The sequence below is a fragment of the Vicinamibacterales bacterium genome (assembly GCA_035699745.1).
Lineage (GTDB): Bacteria > Acidobacteriota > Vicinamibacteria > Vicinamibacterales > 2-12-FULL-66-21 > JAICSD01.
The window spans coordinates 1-19,170 of the sequence record DASSPH010000008.1 but is presented as its reverse complement, the minus strand read 5'-3'; the positions used below and the strand labels follow the sequence as shown (position 1 = coordinate 19,170).

At 67.6% G+C, this 19,170-nt stretch carries 22 protein-coding genes and 5 tRNA genes; 23 read left to right on the top strand and 4 right to left on the bottom strand.

What is annotated here, in order from left to right; all coding sequences use genetic code 11:
* Positions 1-71 precede the first annotated feature (71 nt).
* The 3 genes from radA (at position 72) to VFK57_00820 (ending at position 3,243) form a co-directional block, all read left to right on the top strand.
* Positions 72-1,460, top strand: coding sequence for a DNA repair protein RadA (gene radA / locus VFK57_00830; protein ID HET7694224.1), 1,389 nt, complete (start codon positions 72-74; stop codon positions 1,458-1,460).
* 8 nt (positions 1,461-1,468) lie between these two features.
* Positions 1,469-1,591: a hypothetical protein gene (locus tag VFK57_00825; protein HET7694223.1), complete on the top strand. Its 123-nt coding sequence runs from the start codon at positions 1,469-1,471 to the stop codon at positions 1,589-1,591.
* A 98-nt stretch (positions 1,592-1,689) separates the two neighbouring features.
* Complete coding sequence (locus VFK57_00820; protein ID HET7694222.1) at positions 1,690-3,243, top strand: hypothetical protein; 1,554 nt, start codon at positions 1,690-1,692, stop codon at positions 3,241-3,243.
* An 8-nt stretch (positions 3,244-3,251) separates the two neighbouring features.
* Here VFK57_00820 and mtnC read toward each other — a convergent pair whose 3' ends face one another.
* The 4 genes from mtnC to VFK57_00800 form a co-directional block, all read right to left on the bottom strand.
* Positions 3,252-3,854 carry an acireductone synthase gene (gene mtnC / locus VFK57_00815; GenBank protein ID HET7694221.1) on the bottom strand — a complete coding sequence of 201 codons (603 nt, stop codon included), beginning with the start codon at positions 3,852-3,854 and terminating at the stop codon, positions 3,252-3,254.
* Positions 3,855-3,867: 13 nt separating this feature from the next.
* Positions 3,868-4,416: a cupin domain-containing protein gene (locus VFK57_00810; protein ID HET7694220.1), complete on the bottom strand. Its 549-nt coding sequence runs from the start codon at positions 4,414-4,416 to the stop codon at positions 3,868-3,870.
* Positions 4,404-5,054: a methylthioribulose 1-phosphate dehydratase gene (mtnB, locus tag VFK57_00805; GenBank protein HET7694219.1), complete on the bottom strand. Its 651-nt coding sequence runs from the start codon at positions 5,052-5,054 to the stop codon at positions 4,404-4,406. The genes VFK57_00810 and mtnB overlap by 13 nt, the downstream gene beginning before the upstream one ends.
* Positions 5,055-5,155: 101 nt before the next feature.
* Entirely contained in the window at positions 5,156-5,734 is a 579-nt protein-coding gene (locus VFK57_00800) for a DUF2911 domain-containing protein (protein ID HET7694218.1), read from the bottom strand.
* Between VFK57_00800 and VFK57_00795 the strand changes: the two genes are divergently transcribed.
* The 20 genes from VFK57_00795 to VFK57_00700 form a co-directional block, all read left to right on the top strand.
* Positions 5,733-6,995 carry an amidohydrolase family protein gene (locus VFK57_00795; GenBank protein ID HET7694217.1) on the top strand — a complete coding sequence of 421 codons (1,263 nt, stop codon included), beginning with the start codon at positions 5,733-5,735 and terminating at the stop codon, positions 6,993-6,995. The two genes, VFK57_00800 and VFK57_00795, sit on opposite strands and share 2 nt — an antisense overlap.
* 52 nt (positions 6,996-7,047) lie before the next feature.
* Complete coding sequence (locus VFK57_00790) at positions 7,048-8,124, top strand: PIN domain-containing protein (GenBank protein HET7694216.1); 1,077 nt, start codon at positions 7,048-7,050, stop codon at positions 8,122-8,124.
* Positions 8,121-8,831 (top strand): lysophospholipid acyltransferase family protein, encoded by a 711-nt coding sequence (locus tag VFK57_00785; protein HET7694215.1) that lies wholly within the window; start codon positions 8,121-8,123, stop codon positions 8,829-8,831. The genes VFK57_00790 and VFK57_00785 overlap by 4 nt, the downstream gene beginning before the upstream one ends.
* A gap of 44 nt (positions 8,832-8,875) precedes the next feature.
* On the top strand, positions 8,876-10,033 hold the full coding sequence (ispD, locus tag VFK57_00780; GenBank protein ID HET7694214.1) for a 2-C-methyl-D-erythritol 4-phosphate cytidylyltransferase: 1,158 nt from the start codon (positions 8,876-8,878) through the stop codon (positions 10,031-10,033).
* Positions 10,030-11,535: a glutamate--tRNA ligase gene (gene gltX / locus VFK57_00775; protein HET7694213.1), complete on the top strand. Its 1,506-nt coding sequence runs from the start codon at positions 10,030-10,032 to the stop codon at positions 11,533-11,535. The genes ispD and gltX overlap by 4 nt, the downstream gene beginning before the upstream one ends.
* A gap of 109 nt (positions 11,536-11,644) precedes the next feature.
* Positions 11,645-12,385, top strand: a complete 741-nt coding sequence (rlmB, locus tag VFK57_00770) for a 23S rRNA (guanosine(2251)-2'-O)-methyltransferase RlmB (GenBank protein HET7694212.1) — start codon at positions 11,645-11,647, stop codon at positions 12,383-12,385.
* Between the two features lie 83 nt (positions 12,386-12,468).
* Positions 12,469-12,542: transfer RNA gene (locus VFK57_00765), tRNA-Thr, on the top strand.
* Between the two features lie 88 nt (positions 12,543-12,630).
* Positions 12,631-12,717: transfer RNA gene (locus VFK57_00760), tRNA-Tyr, on the top strand.
* Between the two features lie 250 nt (positions 12,718-12,967).
* Positions 12,968-13,042 (top strand) — tRNA-Gly (locus VFK57_00755).
* Between the two features lie 136 nt (positions 13,043-13,178).
* A tRNA-Thr gene (locus VFK57_00750) sits at positions 13,179-13,254 on the top strand.
* A gap of 169 nt (positions 13,255-13,423) precedes the next feature.
* Complete coding sequence (gene tuf, locus VFK57_00745; protein ID HET7694211.1) at positions 13,424-14,623, top strand: elongation factor Tu; 1,200 nt, start codon at positions 13,424-13,426, stop codon at positions 14,621-14,623.
* Between the two features lie 35 nt (positions 14,624-14,658).
* Positions 14,659-14,808 (top strand): 50S ribosomal protein L33, encoded by a 150-nt coding sequence (gene rpmG, locus VFK57_00740; GenBank protein HET7694210.1) that lies wholly within the window; start codon positions 14,659-14,661, stop codon positions 14,806-14,808.
* 81 nt (positions 14,809-14,889) lie between these two features.
* Positions 14,890-14,965: transfer RNA gene (locus VFK57_00735), tRNA-Trp, on the top strand.
* A gap of 125 nt (positions 14,966-15,090) precedes the next feature.
* Positions 15,091-15,354, top strand: a complete 264-nt coding sequence (gene secE / locus VFK57_00730; GenBank protein ID HET7694209.1) for a preprotein translocase subunit SecE — start codon at positions 15,091-15,093, stop codon at positions 15,352-15,354.
* Between the two features lie 30 nt (positions 15,355-15,384).
* Positions 15,385-15,927, top strand: coding sequence for a transcription termination/antitermination protein NusG (nusG, locus tag VFK57_00725; protein HET7694208.1), 543 nt, complete (start codon positions 15,385-15,387; stop codon positions 15,925-15,927).
* 112 nt (positions 15,928-16,039) lie between these two features.
* A complete protein-coding gene (gene rplK, locus VFK57_00720) occupies positions 16,040-16,465 on the top strand; it encodes a 50S ribosomal protein L11 (protein ID HET7694207.1) in 426 nt (141 codons plus the stop codon).
* Positions 16,466-16,597: 132 nt separating this feature from the next.
* The gene (gene rplA / locus VFK57_00715) at positions 16,598-17,302 is read left to right on the top strand and encodes a 50S ribosomal protein L1 (protein HET7694206.1); all 705 of its coding nucleotides are present in this window, start codon (positions 16,598-16,600) and stop codon (positions 17,300-17,302) included.
* Positions 17,302-17,835, top strand: a complete 534-nt coding sequence (rplJ, locus tag VFK57_00710; protein ID HET7694205.1) for a 50S ribosomal protein L10 — start codon at positions 17,302-17,304, stop codon at positions 17,833-17,835. Before rplA ends, rplJ begins: the two co-directional genes overlap by 1 nt.
* Before the next feature lie 70 nt (positions 17,836-17,905).
* Positions 17,906-18,289, top strand: a complete 384-nt coding sequence (gene rplL / locus VFK57_00705; GenBank protein HET7694204.1) for a 50S ribosomal protein L7/L12 — start codon at positions 17,906-17,908, stop codon at positions 18,287-18,289.
* 209 nt (positions 18,290-18,498) lie between these two features.
* On the top strand, positions 18,499-19,170 hold a 672-nt coding region (locus VFK57_00700), incomplete at its 3' end, for a hypothetical protein (protein HET7694203.1).

Here is a 19,170-nt window from a genome sequence, read left to right as displayed (position 1 = left end):
AGTCCGATGGAGGATGATGAGAGAAGACTACACCCTATGAGCAGCACGCGGCAAACCCGAGGCCGCCAGCCATGAAGCTGAAGACCGTCTACTCCTGCCAGGAATGCGGGGCGCAGAGCCCGAAGTGGCTCGGACGCTGTCCCGAGTGCCAGGCGTGGAACTCGCTGGTGGAGGAAACGCCGGTTGCCACGACCGCTGGCGCGGGAGCTGCGGCGGCCAGCGCGGGCTCCCGCTATGCGCTGGCAGCCGCCGGAGGGCCGCGGCTGTACGAAGAGATCGACACGGTCGTCTCCGCGCGGCTGACCACCGGCATCGACGAATTCGATCGCGTCCTGGGCGGGGGCGTGGTGCCCGGATCGCTCGTGCTGATCGGCGGCGAACCCGGGATCGGGAAGTCCACGCTGCTGCTTCAGGCCGCCGCGCACTTCGCGCGGACGACGGGTCCGGTGCTCTACAGCTCGGGCGAGGAATCGGAGCATCAGATCAAATCGCGCGGGCAGCGCCTCGGCGTCGAGCGGGCGCCGCTCTATCTGCTCGCCGAGACGTGCCTCGAGCGCATCCTCGAGGAGATCGCGCGGCTGCGTCCGGCGCTGATCGTCGTCGATTCGATCCAGACGGTGTTCTCGTTGAAGTTCCAGTCGGCGCCCGGCAGCGTCGGGCAGGTGCGCGAGTCGGCGACGCAGCTCCTCTTCGCCGCCAAAGGGCAGAACATCCCGACTTTTCTCGTCGGCCACGTCACCAAGGACGGCAGTCTCGCCGGTCCCAAGGTCCTCGAGCACATCGTCGACACGGTGCTCTACTTCGAGGGGGAGAAGCACCACTCGCATCGAATCGTGCGCGCGGTCAAGAACCGTTTCGGCGCGGTCAGCGAGATGGGCGTGTTCGAGATGACGGGCCAAGGGCTGAAGGCGGTCGCGAATCCGTCGGCGCTCTTCCTGAGCGAGCGCCCCTCGAACGTCCCCGGTTCGGCGGTGCTCTGCTGCCTCGAGGGCTCGCGTCCGCTGCTCGTCGAAGTCCAGGCGCTCGTGAGCACCAGCTCCTACGGCAACGCGCGCCGGATGGCGAGCGGCATCGACCAGAACCGGCTGTCGCTGCTGCTCGCCGTGCTCGAGAAGCGCGCCGGGTTGAATCTCGCCGGCGAGGACGTGTTCATCAACGTCGCCGGCGGGATGACGATCGACGAGCCCGCGGCCGATCTCGCCGTGGTCGGCGCCGTCGCCTCGAGCCTGCGCAATCGCCCGATCCGCGCCGGCACCGCCGTGTTCGGCGAGGTCGGCCTCGCCGGAGAGATTCGCGGAACCACGCAGGCCGCGCTCCGGATTCGCGAAGCCGCACAGATGGGATTCACCCGCATCGTCGTCCCCGAGGGAAACGCGGCAAGGGACGACGTGCCGGCGGGTTGCGAGCTGGTGCCGGTGAAGAACGTCGGCGAGGCGCTGGATCAGCTGATGGATTGGTAGGAGTCCGCATGATCGCGGTGGGGGCGGTTGCCGTGTCCCGCGAGCGATCGCAGCTGCGCATCGCGCTGGCCCTGCGCATCGTCGACGTGCGGACGGGAGCAGTCGTGGCCACGGCGTCCGGCGGCGCATGAGCAGCCGCGGCGCAGCCGCTCACGCTTTCCTTCCCCGCAACGGCGACGACGCGGCGGTGACGCGCCGCCTCGTGGCGGCGTGAGATACTCTCGCCCGCATGCGGTGGATCGTCCGCGGCGACATCGACGGCTTCTTCGGCCTCGCGATCGACAACCTCGTCCAGCTCCTGCTGATCGACGCGCTGTGCCGCGGCGTGCTGGGATTTCCGGCGGACCTCGTCTACGGCCGCATCCTGCCGGGTGCGGCGATCTCGATTCTGGTCGGCAATGTCGCCTACGCGCTTCAGGCGAAGCGGCTCGCCGAGCGCACCGGGCGGACCGACGTCTGCGCGCTGCCGTACGGGATCAACACCGTGTCGCTCTTCGCGCACGTGTTTCTCGTCATGCTGCCCGCCAAGGCGCTTGCCACCGCGGCGGGCGCGGCGGATCCCGCGCGCGTCGCGTGGCAGGCGGGTCTGTTTGCGACGTTCGCGTCCGGCGCGATCGAGCTCGCCGCCGCGCCGGTCGCCGAACGGCTGCGGCGCGTCACGCCGCGCGCGGCGCTGCTCTCGACGCTGGCGGGGATCGCCCTCAGCTTCATCTCGCTCGGCTTCCTCTTCCGAACCTTCGCCCGTCCGCTCGTCGGGCTGACGACGCTGGCGATCGTGATGCTGACCTACTTCGGCCGCGTCCGGTTCAAGGGACGGATTCCCGGCGGTGTGCTCGCGGTGGCGCTGGGAACCCTGCTCGCGTGGCTGACCGGGATCGCGCCGGTCGGCGATCGGCCGTCCGGCGCCGCGCTGCACGTGCCGGTGCCGATCGTCGGCGATCTTCTCGCGTCGTTCACCGGCGGCCATCTGTGGCCGTACGTCTCGGTGATCGTCGCGATGGGATTGTTCAACGTGCTGGGCTCGCTGCAGAACATCGAGTCCGCCGAAGCGGCAGGCGATCCGTACGACACGCGGCGGTCGCTCACCGTGAACGGGTTCGGCAGCATCGCGGCGGCGCTCTTCGGATCCGCGTTTCCGACGACGATCTACATCGGCCATCCGGGCTGGAAGGCGCTCGGCGCCCGCGCCGGCTATTCGATCCTCAATGGTGCGTTCGTCACTGCGATCTGCCTCACGGGCACGCTGGCGTGGATCGCGTGGGCGATTCCGATCGACGCCGGGATGGCGATCGTGCTCTGGATCGGGATGATGATCGTGGCGCAGGCGTTCGACGCGATTCCCCGGCAGCACACGCCGGCCGTCGTCGTCGGGCTCCTGCCCGGCATCGGCGCCTGGGGCGCGTTGATCGCCAAGAACGGGCTTCGCGCCGCCGGGCTCGGCGGCGCCGCCGGCCCGTTCAGCGAATCGCTCGTCGGCGAGTTCCAGAAGCAGGACATGTGGATCGCCGGCGCGTTCGCGCTCGAGCAGGGGTTTCTGTTCACCGCGATGCTGCTCTCCGCCGCAGTGGTCGGCGTCATCGAACGGCGCTGGACGGCTGCAGCCGCGTGGTGCCTGTGCGCGGCGGCGCTGTCCGCCACCGGTCTGATGCACTCGTATCAGTGGTCGTTCGCGGACACCACGCTGCGGCTGTCACCGGCGTGGCCGTTCGTCTGCGGCTATCTCGCGATGGCGCTGCTGTTCTTCACCGCGCGATGGACGACGGAGGAGGGCGGCGGACACTGACCTGCCGCCTACGGTAGTTCGTCGAACGTGTGAATGATGCGATGCGTGTGTGACGGTTGCGGGAGGTTGCCGGGGCGATCCGCCAGCGCCGTGCGCATCCCCGCCGCGCGCGCGGCGTCGAGCTCCGCGGCGGCGTCGGAGATGAAGAGGATCTCCGCCGCGGGGGTGCCGGCGATGGCGGCGATGCTCGCGTAGCTCGCCGGCTCGCGCTTCGGGCCCGTGTTCGTGTCGAAGTACCACTGCAGATGCGGCGTGAGATCGCCCGCTGTGGTCCGCCGGAAGAGACACTGCTGCGCGAGCACGCTGCCCGACGAGAAGATGCCGAGCGCGTGTCCCTGGCTGCGCCAGCGCGCGAATGCCGGCGCGACGTCCGGATACACCGGCGCGATCAGCTCGCCGCGCTCGTAGCCTTGTTCCCAGATCCGCCCCTGCACCTCTTTGAGCGCGGTGGACTTGCTGTCGCGGTCCATCTCGGCGAGAAGGCCCGGCGCCTCGCCGGCGCGCCCTTCCCGCTCGAGGAACGGAACGAGGTGCGCCCGGGCGTAGGGCACGAGCGTCCCGGTGACGAAGGCGATCGGGGTCGTCGTGCCTTCGATGTCGAGCAGGATCAACGCCGGCTCAGCGTCACGGGACGTATGCCGGGCCGAAGCAGACCGGCTCGAAGCCTTGGTCGACGCCGCTGTCGGTATAGTGCGGCGTCCAGCCCGAGACATCCTGGAACAGCCGGATGGCGCGGATCCGCTTGTCGACGCAGAGATCGAACCAGTGGTGCGTGCCGCGCGGCACGCGAATCAGGTCGCCGGCCTCCACCTCGATTGCGAACACCGGTCCCGCGGCCGGATGGATGTGGAACAGGCCCCGGCCTTCGATGATGAAGCGGACCTCGTCCTCGTCGTGCCAGTGCTCGCGGCTGAACTTCGCGAGCATCATGTCCAGGTTCGGCGTGTCCGGTTTCACGTCGATGACGTCCGCCGTGACGTAGCCGCCGCGCTGCTTGAGCGTCTCGATTTCATGTGCGTAGGCGGCGAGCACCGCGTCGGCCCCGGCGTCGGCCGCGACCGGCTGCGACGGCGTCCAGCGTTCGTAGTCGATGCCGTGGGACGCGAGGAACGCGGTGACTTCCGCCGCGTCGCGCAGTGTCACCTCTTGGGCGGGAATTCTCACGAGCGCCATGGTGCGGCCTCCTCTGGGACGGCGCTGCTGTAGCCCGCGCGCCCCACGCTTTCCAGCAGGAACTCCAGGATCTCGACGTGCCGGACGGCGTCCGGCAGGGTGGCTCCCCAAGTGTACAACCCGTGCCGTCGCAGCAGGAACGCGTGGCAGGCGGGGTGCTGGTCCAGCACGCGGCGGACGACCAGCGAGAGCCGCGGGATGTCCTGGTCGTTGTCGATCACCGGGATCCATTCCCGATGGTCGTGGGTGGTGATGCCGTCGAGTCCCTTCAGCATCTCGTAGCCCTCGATGGCGACGCCGCCGTCCGCCGCGGTGCGGCCCGACAGGAGCGTCGACCAGATCGAATGGGTGTGCATGACGGCGCCGGCGCCGCGTCTCGCGACGATCTCCAGGTGCAGCTGTGTCTCGGCGGACGGGCGTCCCTGTCCGCTGCGCAGGCTGGCGCCGGCGTCGTCGATTTCGAGGATGTCGTCAGGGGCCAGCGCGCCTTTGTGCACGCCGCTGCGCGTGATCGCCAGCCGCAGCGGCTCGCGGGTGAGAACGGCGCTGAAGTTGCCGCTGGTCCCCAGCACCCACCCGCGTGCGTCGAACCGCCGCCCCGCGGCGACCAGATCCGCCGCCGCCCGCTCAAAGTTCATGCGTCCTGCAACCCCAGAAAAAGGGGACAGTCCCCTTTTTCGCTTCAACCCCTGCCGCCCGTCAACCCGGGTTGTCGGAAAAAAGGGGACTGTCCCCGTTTTCACGGCACGTCGATGCGCAGCGGCACGACCACGGTGCCCCAGTGCAGCACCAGCTCCGCGTGCCGGCCGTTCACGACCGGGAAGTAGAAGGCGAGCGTTTCCATGTGCGGCCCGGTGCGCGGCGCGATGTCGAGCTGCAGCGCGTTGCGGTCCGCGACCGACTCATACCGCGTATGGAACACCGGGTGCGCGGCATTGAGAATGATCGTCCACTTCTCCGCGCCCGGACGCGCCCACACCGTGTAGGTGCCCGCGGCAAGCTCCTGCGACTCGATCCTGACCGGCGTCGACACCGTCAGCGTCGTGCAGTCGTCCGCGCCCGGACACCACACGCGATCGTACGGCACCAGCGCGCCGAACAGCTCGCGGCCGCGCGCCACCGGCCGGTTGTATTCGATCGAGATCCTCGTTGCCGCGACCTGCTGCGCCACCGATCCGTGCTGGCTCGGTTTCACTCCCGACTGAGACTCCGTCCGCTGGGGCCGGCTCTCGTCGGGCGCCTGCGCGCCAAGGACGACGTGAAGCGCCAGCGCGGCGGCCAACATGCCCATGAACGCGATGATAAGCTTTCGCCTCATGCGGATCCCTACAGCGACAGCAATTATTTTCACGGCCGCGCTCGCGGCCGGCGCCGGACTCGTCGCCCAGAGCACGACTACGACGCCTCAGCAGCCGCCCGCCGGCGGAGGCGAGGCACGCGGACGCGGACAAGGACGCGGCGGCGCGCCGCGCGTCGACATCAAGGACGGGGAGGAATGCCCGCCCGGGATGGCCGAGGTGCGCAACAACAGCTGCCAGGCGCCCGTCGCGCCGCCTCCGAGCATCGTCGACTACCGGCCGCGGTCGACCGTCGTCGCCGAACAGCACCTCGTGCCGAAGGCGAAGTTCCCCGTCATCGACGTGCACACCCACGGTACGTCGAACTACGTGAGCAGCCCGGAGCGCGTGAAAGAGATGGACGCGCTCAACCTGCGCGTGCTGATCGATCTGTCAGGCGGCTCGGACCCGGCGCGGATCAAGGACAAGGTCGACGCGATCAACGCGAGCCCTTTCAAGGATCGCTTCCGCGTCTTTGCCAACGTCGCGTGGGAAGGAGCCGGCGGCCCCGGATGGGAGCAGAAGGCGCTCGCGGATCTACGCGCCGCCGTGAAGAACGGCGCGATCGGCTTGAAGGTCTTCAAAGATCTCGGGCTGCGCCACAAGAAGGCGGATGGCTCCAGGCTGGCGGTGGACGATCCCGCGCTGGATCCGGTCTGGGCGCTCTGCGGCGAGCTGGGCATCCCGGTCATCATTCACACCGCCGAGCCGCAGGAGTTCTTCTCGCCGGTGGACAACCACAACGAGCGCTGGCTGGAGCTGAACCTGTTCCCGAACCGCCAGAGCCCGCCCAGCGTCTACCCGACCTTCGAGCAGTTGATGAAGGAACGGGATCACATGTTCTCGAAGCACCCGAAGACGCGGTTCATCGGCGCCCACTTCAACTGGTACGGCAACGATCTGGGCCGCGCCGCGCGCCAGCTCGACACCCAGCCGAACGTGTTCCTCGAGGTCGCGGCGGTGCTCTACGAGTTCGGCCGGCAGCCGCACGCCGCTGCACAGTTCTTCACGAAGTACCAGGATCGCGTCCTGTTCGGGAAGGACACCTACGAGATCACCGAGTATCCGTACTACTGGCGCGTGTTCGAGACGCGGGACGAATACTTCGATTATTACCGTCCTTATCACGCCTTCTGGAAGCTGTACGGGATGGGGCTGCCCGACCCGGTGTTGAAGAAGCTGTATTACCAGAATGCCCTGCGGGTCTATCCCGGCCTCCCGCAGGGCGGCTGGCCCAAGTAGCGATTCCGGGGCTGAGCGGTATGATGGAACCGTCATACCCGGAGCCCGCTACATGCCCTGGCATCTGATTACTCGCGTCTGTTTCGTCCTGGCGGTCGCGTGGGCGGCATCTCTCACCCGGCCGTTTCATCCGTCGGTGGACGTCAACCTCTCGGTTGGCGTCCTGCTCGGCGTCGTCGTCGTCATCATCGAGACCCGGCTGCGGTCCGCGGAGGTCACCGACCTCCTCGGCGCCCTGATCGGCGGCGCGATCGGGCTGGGCCTCTCGAAGACGATCGGCGCCGCGCTCTTCTGGGCCGACGCCTCCGACAACCGTGTGGTCTTCATCCACAGCTTCATCCTGCTCGTCTTCCCCTATCTCGGCATCGTCATGGGGGCGCGCAAGGGAGAGTGGCTGGAGCCGCAGCGGATCGTCAGCCTGTTCCGCAATGCCGGGCCGCAGAAGCGCTATCGCATCCTCGACACCAGCGTGATCATCGACGGCCGGATCGCGGACGTCTGCGAGACCGGCTTCCTCGACGGCACGCTCGTCATCCCGCAGTTCGTGCTGAAGGAGCTGCAGCTCGTCGCCGACTCCGCCGACTCGCTGAAGCGGAACCGCGGCCGCCGCGGTCTCGACATCCTCCAGAAGATCCAGAAGATGGCCGGCGTCGACGTGATGATCTCCGACATCGACTTTCCCGACGTGCGCGAGGTGGATCTCAAGCTGATCGAGCTGGGGCGCACGCTCCAGGGAAAGATCGTCACCAACGACTTCAATCTCAACAAGGTCGCGCAGCTGCGCGGCGTCGAGGTGCTGAACATCAACGAGCTCGCCAACGCGCTGAAGCCGGTGGTCCTGCCCGGCGAGTTCATGAAGGTGTTCATCCTCAAGGAAGGCAAGGAGTACAACCAGGGGGTCGCCTACCTCGACGACGGGACGATGGTGGTGGTCGACAACGCCCGCCGCATGATCAGCAAGAACATCGACATCGTCGTCACCAGCGTGCTGCAGACGACGGCGGGGAAGATGATCTTCGGCCGCTACATCGAGGCGCCCGCGTCGACCGTGCCTCCGGCGGGCGAGCGCGGCGAGCCCAAGGCGGCCGTGCCGGCCGCCGCACCGGCCAAGATGACCAATGCGAAATGAAGCCATGGGACTGGTGGCGGACGGTCTTCTATCTCATTCCCGCGGTTAGCCTCTATACCGTCGTCCTCGGTTCGGCCTCGGTCGTGTCGACGTTGTTCGACCGGCGCGGCAACTTCGGGCACAGGTGCGCGCGTGCCTGGTCGCGGCTGATTCTGAAGACCACCGGCGTCGAGGTCACGGTTGAAGGGCTGGATCGGATCGATCGCTCGCGCAGTTACGTGTTCGCCGCGAACCATCAGAGCATCTACGACATTCCGATCCTGTTCGCGAACCTGCCGTTCCAGCTGCGGATCATCGCGAAGCAGTCGCTGGGGCGGATCCCGTTCATGGGATGGCACCTGCGCCGAACCGGCCATGTGCTCGTGGATCGCTCGAAGCCGGGCGCGGGCGTGGTGCGGATGATGCAGCGTCTGGTCAGGGCCGGCCACTCGCTGATCGTCTTTCCCGAGGGCACGCGCAGCACGGACGGCAGCGTCGGCCGATTCAAGGGGGGATCGTTCGTCGTCGCGCTGCAGGCCGGGCTGCCGGTGGTGCCGATTACCGTGGTCGGCAGCCGCCACGTGATGTTCCGAGGCGACCTGATGGTGCGGCCGGGGCGCGTCAGGGTCATCGTGCACGAACCGATCGAAACCGCCAACGTGCCGCGCGACGCCGCGCGCGAGTTCGCATCGACGGTCCGCGACGTCGTCGCCAGCCGGGCCGCCTAGCGGATGCCTCATCCGAGCCCCTCGATATAATCGGAGTTTGGCCCATGCAGGTCACCGCCATCATCGCCGCTGCCGGCGCCGGACGCCGCCTCGGGGCCGCCAGGCCGAAGCAGCTGATCGATATCGGCGGCGGGTCGATGCTGCAGCACAGCGTGCAGGCGTTCCTCGATCATCCGCGCGTGTCGGAGGTGATCCTGGTGAAACCGCCCGGCCCGCTCGCGCTGGCCTTCACCGGCGCGCGCGCGTCGGAGCGCATCGCCAAGCTTCGCGCGGTGGACGGCGGCGTCCGCCGCCAGGACTCGGTGGCGAACGGATTCGATGCCGCCGACGCGGCGAGCGAGGTCATTCTCATCCATGACGCGGCCCGCCCCTTCGTCAGCGCCGACCTGATCAGCCGCACCATCGACGCGGCCGCCGAGCACGGCGCGGCGATCGCCGCGCTGCAGTCGCGCGACACGGTGAAGCGCGTGGACGCCGGCGTGGTCACGGAGACCATCGCGCGTGAGACGATCTATCTGGCGCAGACGCCGCAGGGCTTTCGCCGCGAGGTGCTGGCCAGAGCGGTGGCGCTCGGCCGCGCCGGCACCGAGGCCACCGACGAAGCGGCGCTGGCGGAGCGCGCCGGCGCTCGCGTCCACGTCGTGGAGGGGGATCCCGGCAACGTGAAGGTCACAACCGCGGAGGATCTCGAAGCCGCGCGGCAGCGCATGACGTCGTCGTCCGCCGTGGCGCGCATCGGCACCGGCTACGACCTGCACGTGCTCGCCCCCGGCCGGCCGCTGATCGTCGCCGGCGTGACGCTGCCGTTCGACAAGGGACCGGTGGGTCATTCGGACGGCGACGTCGCGTGCCACGCCGCGACCGACGCGCTGCTGGGCGCCGCCGCGCTCGGCGACATCGGCCGGCACTTTCCGGATACCGATGCGCGGTGGAAGGACGCGGACAGCATCCTGCTGCTGCAGGAGACCGCACGCCTGGTCCGCGCCGCGGGGTACGAGCCGGTGAATCTCGACGTCACCATCGTCCTCGAGCGGCCGAAGATCAAGGATGCGGTGGAGGCGATGCGCGCGCGGCTCGCCGGCGCGCTCGGGATCGACGCCGCGTCGGTCAGCGTCAAAGGGAAGACCAACGAGGGGGTCGATGCCGTCGGGCGCGGCGAGGCGATCGCCGCCCATGCCGTCGCGCTGCTCAGGAGATCATGAGAGTCCGCTTCGCACCCAGCCCGACGGGGTCGCTGCACGTGGGCAACGCGCGGACGGCGCTGTTCAACTGGCTGCTGGCGCGCGGCCAGGACGGCACCTTCATCCTGCGCGTCGAGGACACCGACGCCGAGCGCTCGACCAGGGAATCGGAAGACAGCATCCTCGAAGACCTGCGCTGGCTCGGCCTCGACTGGGACGAGGGGCCGGACGTCGGCGGATCGTCGGGGCCGTATCGGCAATCGGAGCGGCTGCACCTCTACAGCTCCTACGCCAACGAGCTGCTCGCCGGCGGCCACGCCTATTTCTGTTTCTGCTCCGCTCAGAAACTGGAAGACGACCGGAAGAGCGATCTGGCGGCCGGCCGGCAGCCGAAGTATCACGGCACCTGCCGCGAGATCCCGCCGGAGGAGGCGAAGCGGCGCGTCGAGGCGGGGGACCGCGCGGCGGTCCGCTTCCACATCCCGGAGCACGTCGACGTCGCCTTCCAGGACATCGTCCGCGGCGACGTCACGTTCAACACCGAAGTGATCGGCGACTTCGTGCTGGTGCGCTCGGACGGCCGTCCCGCCTACAACTTCGCCGTCGTGGTGGACGATGCGCTGATGGAGGTGACGCATGTGATCCGCGGCGAGGATCACATCTCGAACACGCCGCGGCAGGTGCTGCTGTATCGGGCGCTCGGCTTCAGCGCGCCGCGGTTCGCGCACCTGTCGCTGGTGCTGGGGCCGGATCACACGCCGCTCTCCAAGCGGCACGGCGCGACGTCGGTGGCGGAGTTCCGCGAGCGCGGCTTTCTGCCGGAGGCGTTGACCAACTATCTCGCGCTGATCGGATGGTCGCCGCGATCGGGCGGCGAGACCGATGCCGAGCTGATGCCGATGGACGAGATGGCGCGCCGCTTCGCGCTCGAGGACGTCGGCCACAGCGCCGGCGTGTTCGATCCCGAGAAGCTGGCGTGGATGAACCGTCAGTACATGAAGGCGGCGTCGCCGGCGCGGCTGGCGGCGGCGAGCGCGCGGTATTTCCAGGCGCGCGCGTGGCTGACCCGGAACACCGACGCGGCGCTGGCGTATCTCGAGTCCCTGCTGCCGATGGCGGTCGGCTCGGTGGATCGGCTCGAGGAGATTCCCGATCGCCTCGCGTTCATCTTCGCGTTCGATCCGGAGGAGGCGCTGCAGCGTCCCGCCGTCGCCGAGATCCTCCACGAGCCCGGCGCGCGCGAGGTGATCGCGGCGCTGCCGGCGGCGATCGACGGGCCGATGCTGGATCGCGAGGCGTTCCGCGCGATGGCGAACCGCGTCAAGGAGCGGACGGGACAGAAAGGGAAGGCGCTGTTCCATCCGATCCGCGTCGCGCTGACCGGCGACGGCGGCGGTCCGGAACTCGACCTCGCCGTCCCCGCCATCGAGCGGGGCGCCCTGCTGCGCCGGGACGCGGGCATGTCGCCGATCACGAGCGCGCGCGATCGGGCGAGGGCGTTTGCCGATGCTGTCGCGCTGTAAGCCGCCCGACGCCCTCACGCTCCGGCACGACGACCGCAACGATCGCGGCGATCGCAAGAGGCTTCGTGGTCTTTGCGTTCGTCGTGAGCTTCCTCTCGGAGCGTAGCCCGTGCTCGTCTACGGCATCAATCCGGTTGCTGAAGCCCTGAAGGCTGGTCGCGTGCGGCGCCTGCGGATCGCTGCGCGGCAGGACCGGCGCATGGACGAGATCCTCGCGCTCGCCGCGACGCGAGGGGTGCGGATCGATCGCGTCGATCCGCAGGCGCTGGATCGCGCCGCGAAGGGGGGCGTGCATCAGGGGGTGATCGCCGAGATCGCCGCGGCGCCCGAGTACTCCGTCGCCGATCTGGTTGTCCCGTCCGGCGGGAGCTTCCCACCGTCCCTCATCGTCGTCCTGGACGGCATCGAGGATCCGCACAATGTCGGCGCGATTCTGCGGACCTGCGACGCCGCGGGCGTGAGCGGCGTCGTCAGGCAGGCGCGCCACTCCGCGGCGCTGGACGGCGTCGCCGGCAAGGCATCCGCCGGTGCGCTCGCGCACGCGCGGATTGCCACGGTGGTGAACATCGCCCGCGCGATCGAGGAACTGAAGGACGCGCAGGTGTGGACGATCGGGCTGGCCGGGGATGCGGCGACGGTGTACACGGACGTGGACTGGACGCTGCCGTCCGCGATCGTGCTTGGCGCCGAAGGCACGGGATTGCGGCGGCTCGTGCGGGAGCGGTGCGATCGGCTGGTCCGGCTGCCCATGCTGGGGGCGGTCGAGAGCCTGAACGTGTCGGTGGCGGCGGGCGTGGTATTATATGAGGCTGTCCGCCAGCGGGCGGGCGGTCACAGTACGCAAGGCTAGGCGCAGCAGGTACTTAGGGCGGGAGCACCGGGTCCGGCTTGCGCCAATGGCACGGAGCGTGCTATTAATACTCTTTTGTCTGGGCTGGCGTAGCTCAGTCCGGTAGAGCAGCTGATTTGTAATCAGCCGGTCGGGGGTTCAAATCCCTTCGCCAGCTTTCCTCCTTCGCTCGGGGACACGCGACGAGCTGCGGAGGACAAGCCGGTGTAAGGGCGCGAGTTCAGAGTTCAGCCACACAACGCATCGGCGAGGTAGCGAAGCGGTCAAACGCAGCAGACTGTAAATCTGTCGGCCTTGCGCCTTCGAAGGTTCGAGTCCTTCCCTCGCCACCAACTTCCGCTCGCTGCGCGAGCTTCGGTTGGCACGCCAGCGAGCGCGGTGCGGAGGGGCGGTGCCGGCCTGCGGCGTTGGTGGCATCAGGTAACGCGCGACCGAGTGAGCGAGAGGCGCGGGACCGACACGGAAGGTCGAGAGGTTCAGCGGGCCTGCTTCGCCGCAGCGATGGGTGAAGTGAGCGATGGGCGGAGTGGGCGCGGTGCGCGGGCCTGCCTCGCCGGAGCGATGGGCGAAGTGGGCGCGAAGGCGGGAGTAACTCAGTGGTAGAGTCACAGCCTTCCAAGCTGTTGGTCGCGGGTTCGATCCCCGTCTCCCGCTCCACTTTCGCTCGGCTGACGCGAGACCGGGCTGCGGTGGGCAGGTCCACTGTGACTCGATGCGTGTGTGGAGGTCGTCGCCGCAGGTGCGCAGCCGACCTGTCGGCCGTAGCTGCGAGCGACGCGAGCGCTTAGCGAAGGCCGATGTAGCTCAGTTGGCAGAGCGCGTCCTTGGTAAGGACGAGGTCACCAGTTCAATCCTGGTCATCGGCTCCATCCTTCGCTCACGGGTGCAGGCGAAGGATGCCCACCGTAGCTCGCTGGTGAGCGAGGCCGAGCGAAGGTGGGCTGACGCTGCGGGACGCGAGCTTCGGATGGCAAGCCAGAGTTTGAGTCAGAGACTTCGGGCGGACGGTAGATAAAACGCGAGGACGGTACAAACGACATGGCCAAAGAGAAATTCGATCGTTCCAAACCCCACGTCAACGTCGGCACCATCGGGCACATCGACCATGGCAAGACGACCCTGACCGCCGCGCTGACCAAGGTCGCCGCGGACAAGGGCTGGGCCAAGTTCGTGCCGTACGACGAGGTTGCCAAGGCGTCCGAGTCGCAGGGGCGTCGTGACGCGACGAAGATCCTGACGATCGCGACGAGCCACGTCGAGTACGCGACCCCGAACCGTCACTACGCGCACGTCGACTGCCCGGGCCACGCCGACTACATCAAGAACATGATCACCGGCGCGGCGCAGATGGACGGCGCCATCCTCGTGGTCAGCGCGGTCGACGGCCCGATGCCGCAGACCCGCGAGCACGTGCTGCTCGCCAAGCAGGTCAACGTGCCGTACATCGTCGTCGCGCTGAACAAGGTCGACGCGGTGGACGATCCCGAACTGGTCGACCTCGTCGAGCTCGAGGTGCGCGAGCTGCTGTCCTCCTACGGCTTCCCCGGCAACGACGTCCCGGTGGTCCGCGTCTCGGCGCTCAAGGCGCTGAACGGCGAGGCCGACGGCGTCGACACGGTGTTGAAGCTGATGGAAGCGCTCGACACCTACATCCCGATGCCGCAGCGCGAGGTCGACAAGCCGTTCCTGATGCCGATCGAAGACGTGTTCTCGATCTCGGGCCGCGGCACCGTCGTCACCGGCCGCGTCGAGCGCGGCAAGGTCAAGGTCGGCGAGGAAATCGAGATCGTCGGATTCAAGCCGACCGAGAAGAAGGTCGTGACCGGCGTCGAGATGTTCCGCAAGCTGCTCGACGAGGGGGTGGCCGGCGACAACATCGGCGTGCTGCTCCGCGGCGTGGAAAAGAACGACGTCGAGCGCGGCCAGGTGCTCTGCAAGCCCGGCTCGATCAAGCCGCACACGAAGTTCAAGGGCGAGGTCTACATCCTCTCGAAGGAAGAGGGCGGCCGCCACACCCCGTTCTTCAACGGCTATCGTCCGCAGTTCTACATCCGCACCACCGACGTCACCGGCTCGCTGAAGCTGCCCGAGGGGGTGGAGATGGTGATGCCGGGGGACAACACCTCGATCACGGCCGAGCTGCACGTGCCGGTCGCGCTCGAGAAGGGCGCGCGCTTCGCCATCCGCGAGGGCGGCCGCACCGTCGGCGCGGGCACGATCTCGGAAATTCTCGAGTAAGGCGCCGCGCCAGCGACAGGGAGCGGGAGTAAATAATGCGGGACATCATCGCCCTGGCGTGCACCGAGTGCAAGCGCCGGAACTACAGCACGACGAAGAACAAAAAGAAGACCAGCGAACGGCTGGAGTTCTCGAAGTACTGCCGGTTCTGCCGCAAGCACACCGGGCATCGCGAGACGAAGTAATTGGCGATTGGCGGTTGGCGATTGCCGATCGACGATTGGCGATTGGTGATTGGCGATCGACGGATTGGTGATTGAAGAGTTAGGACAGTAGCTCAATTGGCAGAGCACCGGTCTCCAAAACCGGGGGTTGGGGGTTCGATTCCCTCCTGTCCTGCCAGTTTGGGAGTCGCTCGGCGATGCAGGCGGCGTGGCGCTGAGTGATCGGATGGCACGCCAGTTTCGGTGGTCCGCCGCCAGCGCGACGGCCCGGCAGACAGCGGCAGGCGGATAGCGGACACGCACATGGCTAGCACGGTCGAGCACACAGAAGACTCTTACGGCGGACGTGCGCGCGAGAGCGTGACCGGCTGGTGGGGACGATCCCGCCGGTTCCTCGCCGAGGTCCGGAACGAGATGGGACGGGTCACCTGGCCGTCGCGCAAGGAAGTCTACGCGACGACCCTCGTGGTGATTCTGTTCTCGATCGTGATGGGCCTGTATCTCTACGTCGTGGACCTCTCGCTGGACGCACTGATCCGGTGGGTCTACCGGACGCTGGGGGCCTAGCGCGTGATGAGTCCGAACGAGTCTGGAACCATGACCGACGATCGCACGAAGCAGTGGTACATCGTGCACACGTACTCCGGCTTTGAGAACAAGGTCAAGGAGTCGCTGGAGCAGCGGGTCACCGCCTATGGACTGCAGGACGAGATCGGCGAAATCCTGATCCCGACCGAACAGGTCGCCGAGATGCGCGGCGGCAAGAAAGTGGTGAGTTCGAAGCGGTTCTTCCCCGGCTACATCCTGGTCGAGATGCACATGTCCGACCACGCGTGGCACGTGGTGAAGAACACGCCCAAGGTGACCGGCTTCGTCGGCGCCGGCGCCAAGCCGACGCCGCTGACGCGCGAAGAGGTCGACCAGATCCTGAACCAGGTCACCGAAGCGGCGGAGAAGCCGAAGCCGAAGTACTCCTTCGACAAGGGGGACCAGGTGCGCATCAACGAGGGCCCCTTCACCAGCTTCAACGGCGTCGTCGACGAAGTGAACAACGAGCGCAACACGCTCAAGGTGATGGTGACGATCTTCGGGCGTTCGACGCCGGTCGAACTGGACTTTTTGCAGGTAGAAAAACTGTAGCTGTCAGCTGCTGCTGCCAGCCCGCCAGCGTCCGGTTTCCAGCCGGTTGCCGCGGGAACGAGCTGGAAGCGGGAAGCCGGGAGCGGGAAGCGAACAGCGAGCTCAGCGAAGTATGGCGAAGAAAATCCAGGCAATGGTGAAGCTCCAGATCGCGGCGGGGAAGGCGACCCCGGCGCCGCCGGTCGGGACCGCGTTGGGTCCCCACGGCGTCAATATCATGGACTTCTGCAAGAACTTCAACGCCAAGACGTCGAAGGACGAAGGGCTGATCATTCCGGTCGTCGTCACCGTCTACGCGGACCGGTCGTATTCCTTCATCACGAAGACGCCGCCGGCGTCGATCCTGCTGAAGCGCGCGGCCAACCTGGCGAAAGGGTCGGCCGAGCCGAACAAGGCCAAGGTCGGGACCGTGACCAGGAAGCAGGTCGAGGAGATCGCCAGGACCAAGCTCCCCGACCTGAATTGCGACACCCTCGACGCCGCGGTGAAGTCGGTAGCGGGTACCGCTCGATCCATGGGGATCGACGTCATCGGATAGCTGCGCTGCCAGCAGCTACCAGCTTCCGGCTTTCAGCCGGTTGCTGCGAGAACGAGCGGGAAGCGGGAAGCGGGAAGCAGGAAGGCGTGGGAGGTCAGCAGGGCTGGCCGCTTGCACCACAAGAGGTAGGACATGCCAAGAGCCGGAAAGAAGTTCGCCGCGGCGCGGGCAGCCGTGCCCGAGCGGCCGCACACGATCGAAGAAGCCGTCCCCCTGATGCAGAAGGTGAAGTTCGCCAAGTTCGACGAGACCGTCGAGCTGGCGCTGCGCCTTGGCGTCGACCCCAAGCACGCCGACCAGATGGTCCGCGGCACCGTCGTCCTGCCCCACGGGCTGGGCAAGAGCAAGAAGGTGCTCGCCATCGCCGGCGGCGACAAGCAGCGTGAGGCCAGCGAGGCCGGCGCCGACCACGTCGGCGGCGAAGAGATGGTGGACAAGATTCAGGGCGGGTTCATGGACTTCGACGCCGTCGTCGCCACGCCCGACATGATGCGCGCGGTCGGCAAGCTCGGGAAGGTGCTCGGCCCGCGCGGCCTGATGCCGAACCCGAAGACCGGCACCGTGACCGTCGACATCGCCAGGGCGGTGCGCGAGATCAAGGCCGGCAAGGTGGAGTTCCGTGTCGACAAGACCGGCATCATCCACGCGCCGGTGGGCAAGGTGTCGTTCCCGGCGCAGAGCCTCATCGAGAACGCCCACGCGCTGGTCGACAGCGTCGTCAAGGCCAAGCCCTCGGCGGCGAAAGGCAAGTACCTCAAGAGCGTCACCCTGTCGTCCACGATGGGCCCCGGCATCACCATCGACACGACGCACGTGACCGACACGGTGAAGCACTGATGGCTGTTACCAGAGAGAGCAAGGTCGAAGAGCTCGCGAGTCTCGAGCAGGCGTTCAAGGGCACCGAGAGTGCCATCCTGGTCGACTATCGCGGCCTGAAGGTTCCCGAGGTCACCGAGCTGCGCCGTCAGGTGCGCGGCGCCAAGGCCTCCTACAAGGTCGTCAAGAACACGCTCGCGAAGCGCGCCGTGAAGGGCACGCCGTTCGAGCCGCTGTCCGAGCAGTTCACCGGCACGACCGCCGTTGCCTACGCGGGCGAGGATCCCGTCGCGCTGGCGAAGGTGCTGACCACCTTCGCGAAGACGACGCCGGCGCTGCAGATCAAGGCCGCGGTGGTCCAGGGGCGCGCCATCAAGGCGGCGGAAGTGACCGACCTTGCGTCGCTCCCCGGCAAGCCGGAGCTGTACGCCAAGTTGTTGTTCCTGCTGCAGGCGCCGATGGTCCAGCTGGTGAGCGTGCTGAACGCCGCGCCGCGCGACCTGATGAGCGTCCTGGTGCAGGCCGAGAAGAAGAAATCCGAAGCGCAGTCATAGGAAGCTTTCAGCGGGAAGCTGGAAGCGGGTAGCTGGAAGCTTTCATCGTAAGGAGAAGACAGTGGCCGAACTGAATCAGCAGCAGGTGGTGGACTACATCAAGGGGATCTCGGTGCTCGAGCTGTCGCAGCTCGTGAAGGCGCTCGAGACGGAGCTCGGCGTCAGCGCCGCGGCGGCGATGCCGATGGCGATGCCGGCCGGCGGCGGCGCGGCGGCCGGCGCGGCCCCGGCGGCGGAAGAGAAGACCGAGTTCACCGCGGTCCTGACCGACGTGGGCACCAACAAGATCAACGTCATCAAGGTCGTCCGCGAGGTCACCAACCTCGGGCTGAAGGAAGCCAAGGATCTCGTCGAGGGCGCGCCCAAGCCGATCAAGGAAGGCATCCCCAAGGACGAGGCCGCGGCGATCGTCAAGAAGTTCGCGGACGTCGGCGCCAAGGTCGAAGTCAAGTAAGCGCCTGCGGCCCGGCGCGCGCCAGCCTTCGCCACGGCTTCGGCTGGTCCGCCGCAGCTTCCGCGGAGGCGGAGGCGTCGCGAGCCGAGCCGCGCGCGTGGGGGTGGGGCCTCACGCGCACTGAAAATGCCGGCTGAACGCCGCCCAGAACGAGCCGGGGCTCACGCCCCGGCTGTACGCATTTGTTCGACCTAGAGGTCTTTTCCAGCATGTACAGCCTTCCCAAGAACGTCTACCGCGAGCGCATCGACTTCTCCAAGATCAAGACCACGGTTCCGATTCCGAACCTGATCGAGATCCAGAAGAAGTCGTACGAGCGCTTTCTGCAGATGAACCGGCTGCCCTCCGAACGGGAGGACGCCGGGCTGCAGTCGGTGTTCAAGTCGGTGTTCCCGATCAGCGACTTCCGCGAGAACTCCTCGCTGGAGTTCATCGAGTATTCGATCGGCAACTGGGAGTGCAAGTGCGGCCGCCTGTCCGGGCTGCACCACCTGCGCCAGCCCTGCACCAGCTGCGGGCACACGCTCATCGCCGATCCCTACGGCGAGCACGAGGTGCTGTGCCCGCGCTGCGGCAAGCCGAACGACGCCCGCGGCGACATCTGCGACATCTGCGGCAACACCGTCGGCCTCAAGCTGAAGTACGACGTCGACGAGTGCCAGGAGCGCGGCATGACCTACGCCGTGCCGCTGAAGGTGACGATCCGCCTCGTGGTCTGGAACAAGGATCCCGAGACCGGGGTGAAGACCATCCGCGACATCAAGGAGCAGGAGGTCTACTACGGCGACATCCCGCTGATGACGGACAACGGCACGTTCATCATCAACGGCACCGAGCGCGTCATCGTGTCGCAGCTCCACCGCTCGCCCGGCGCCTTCTTC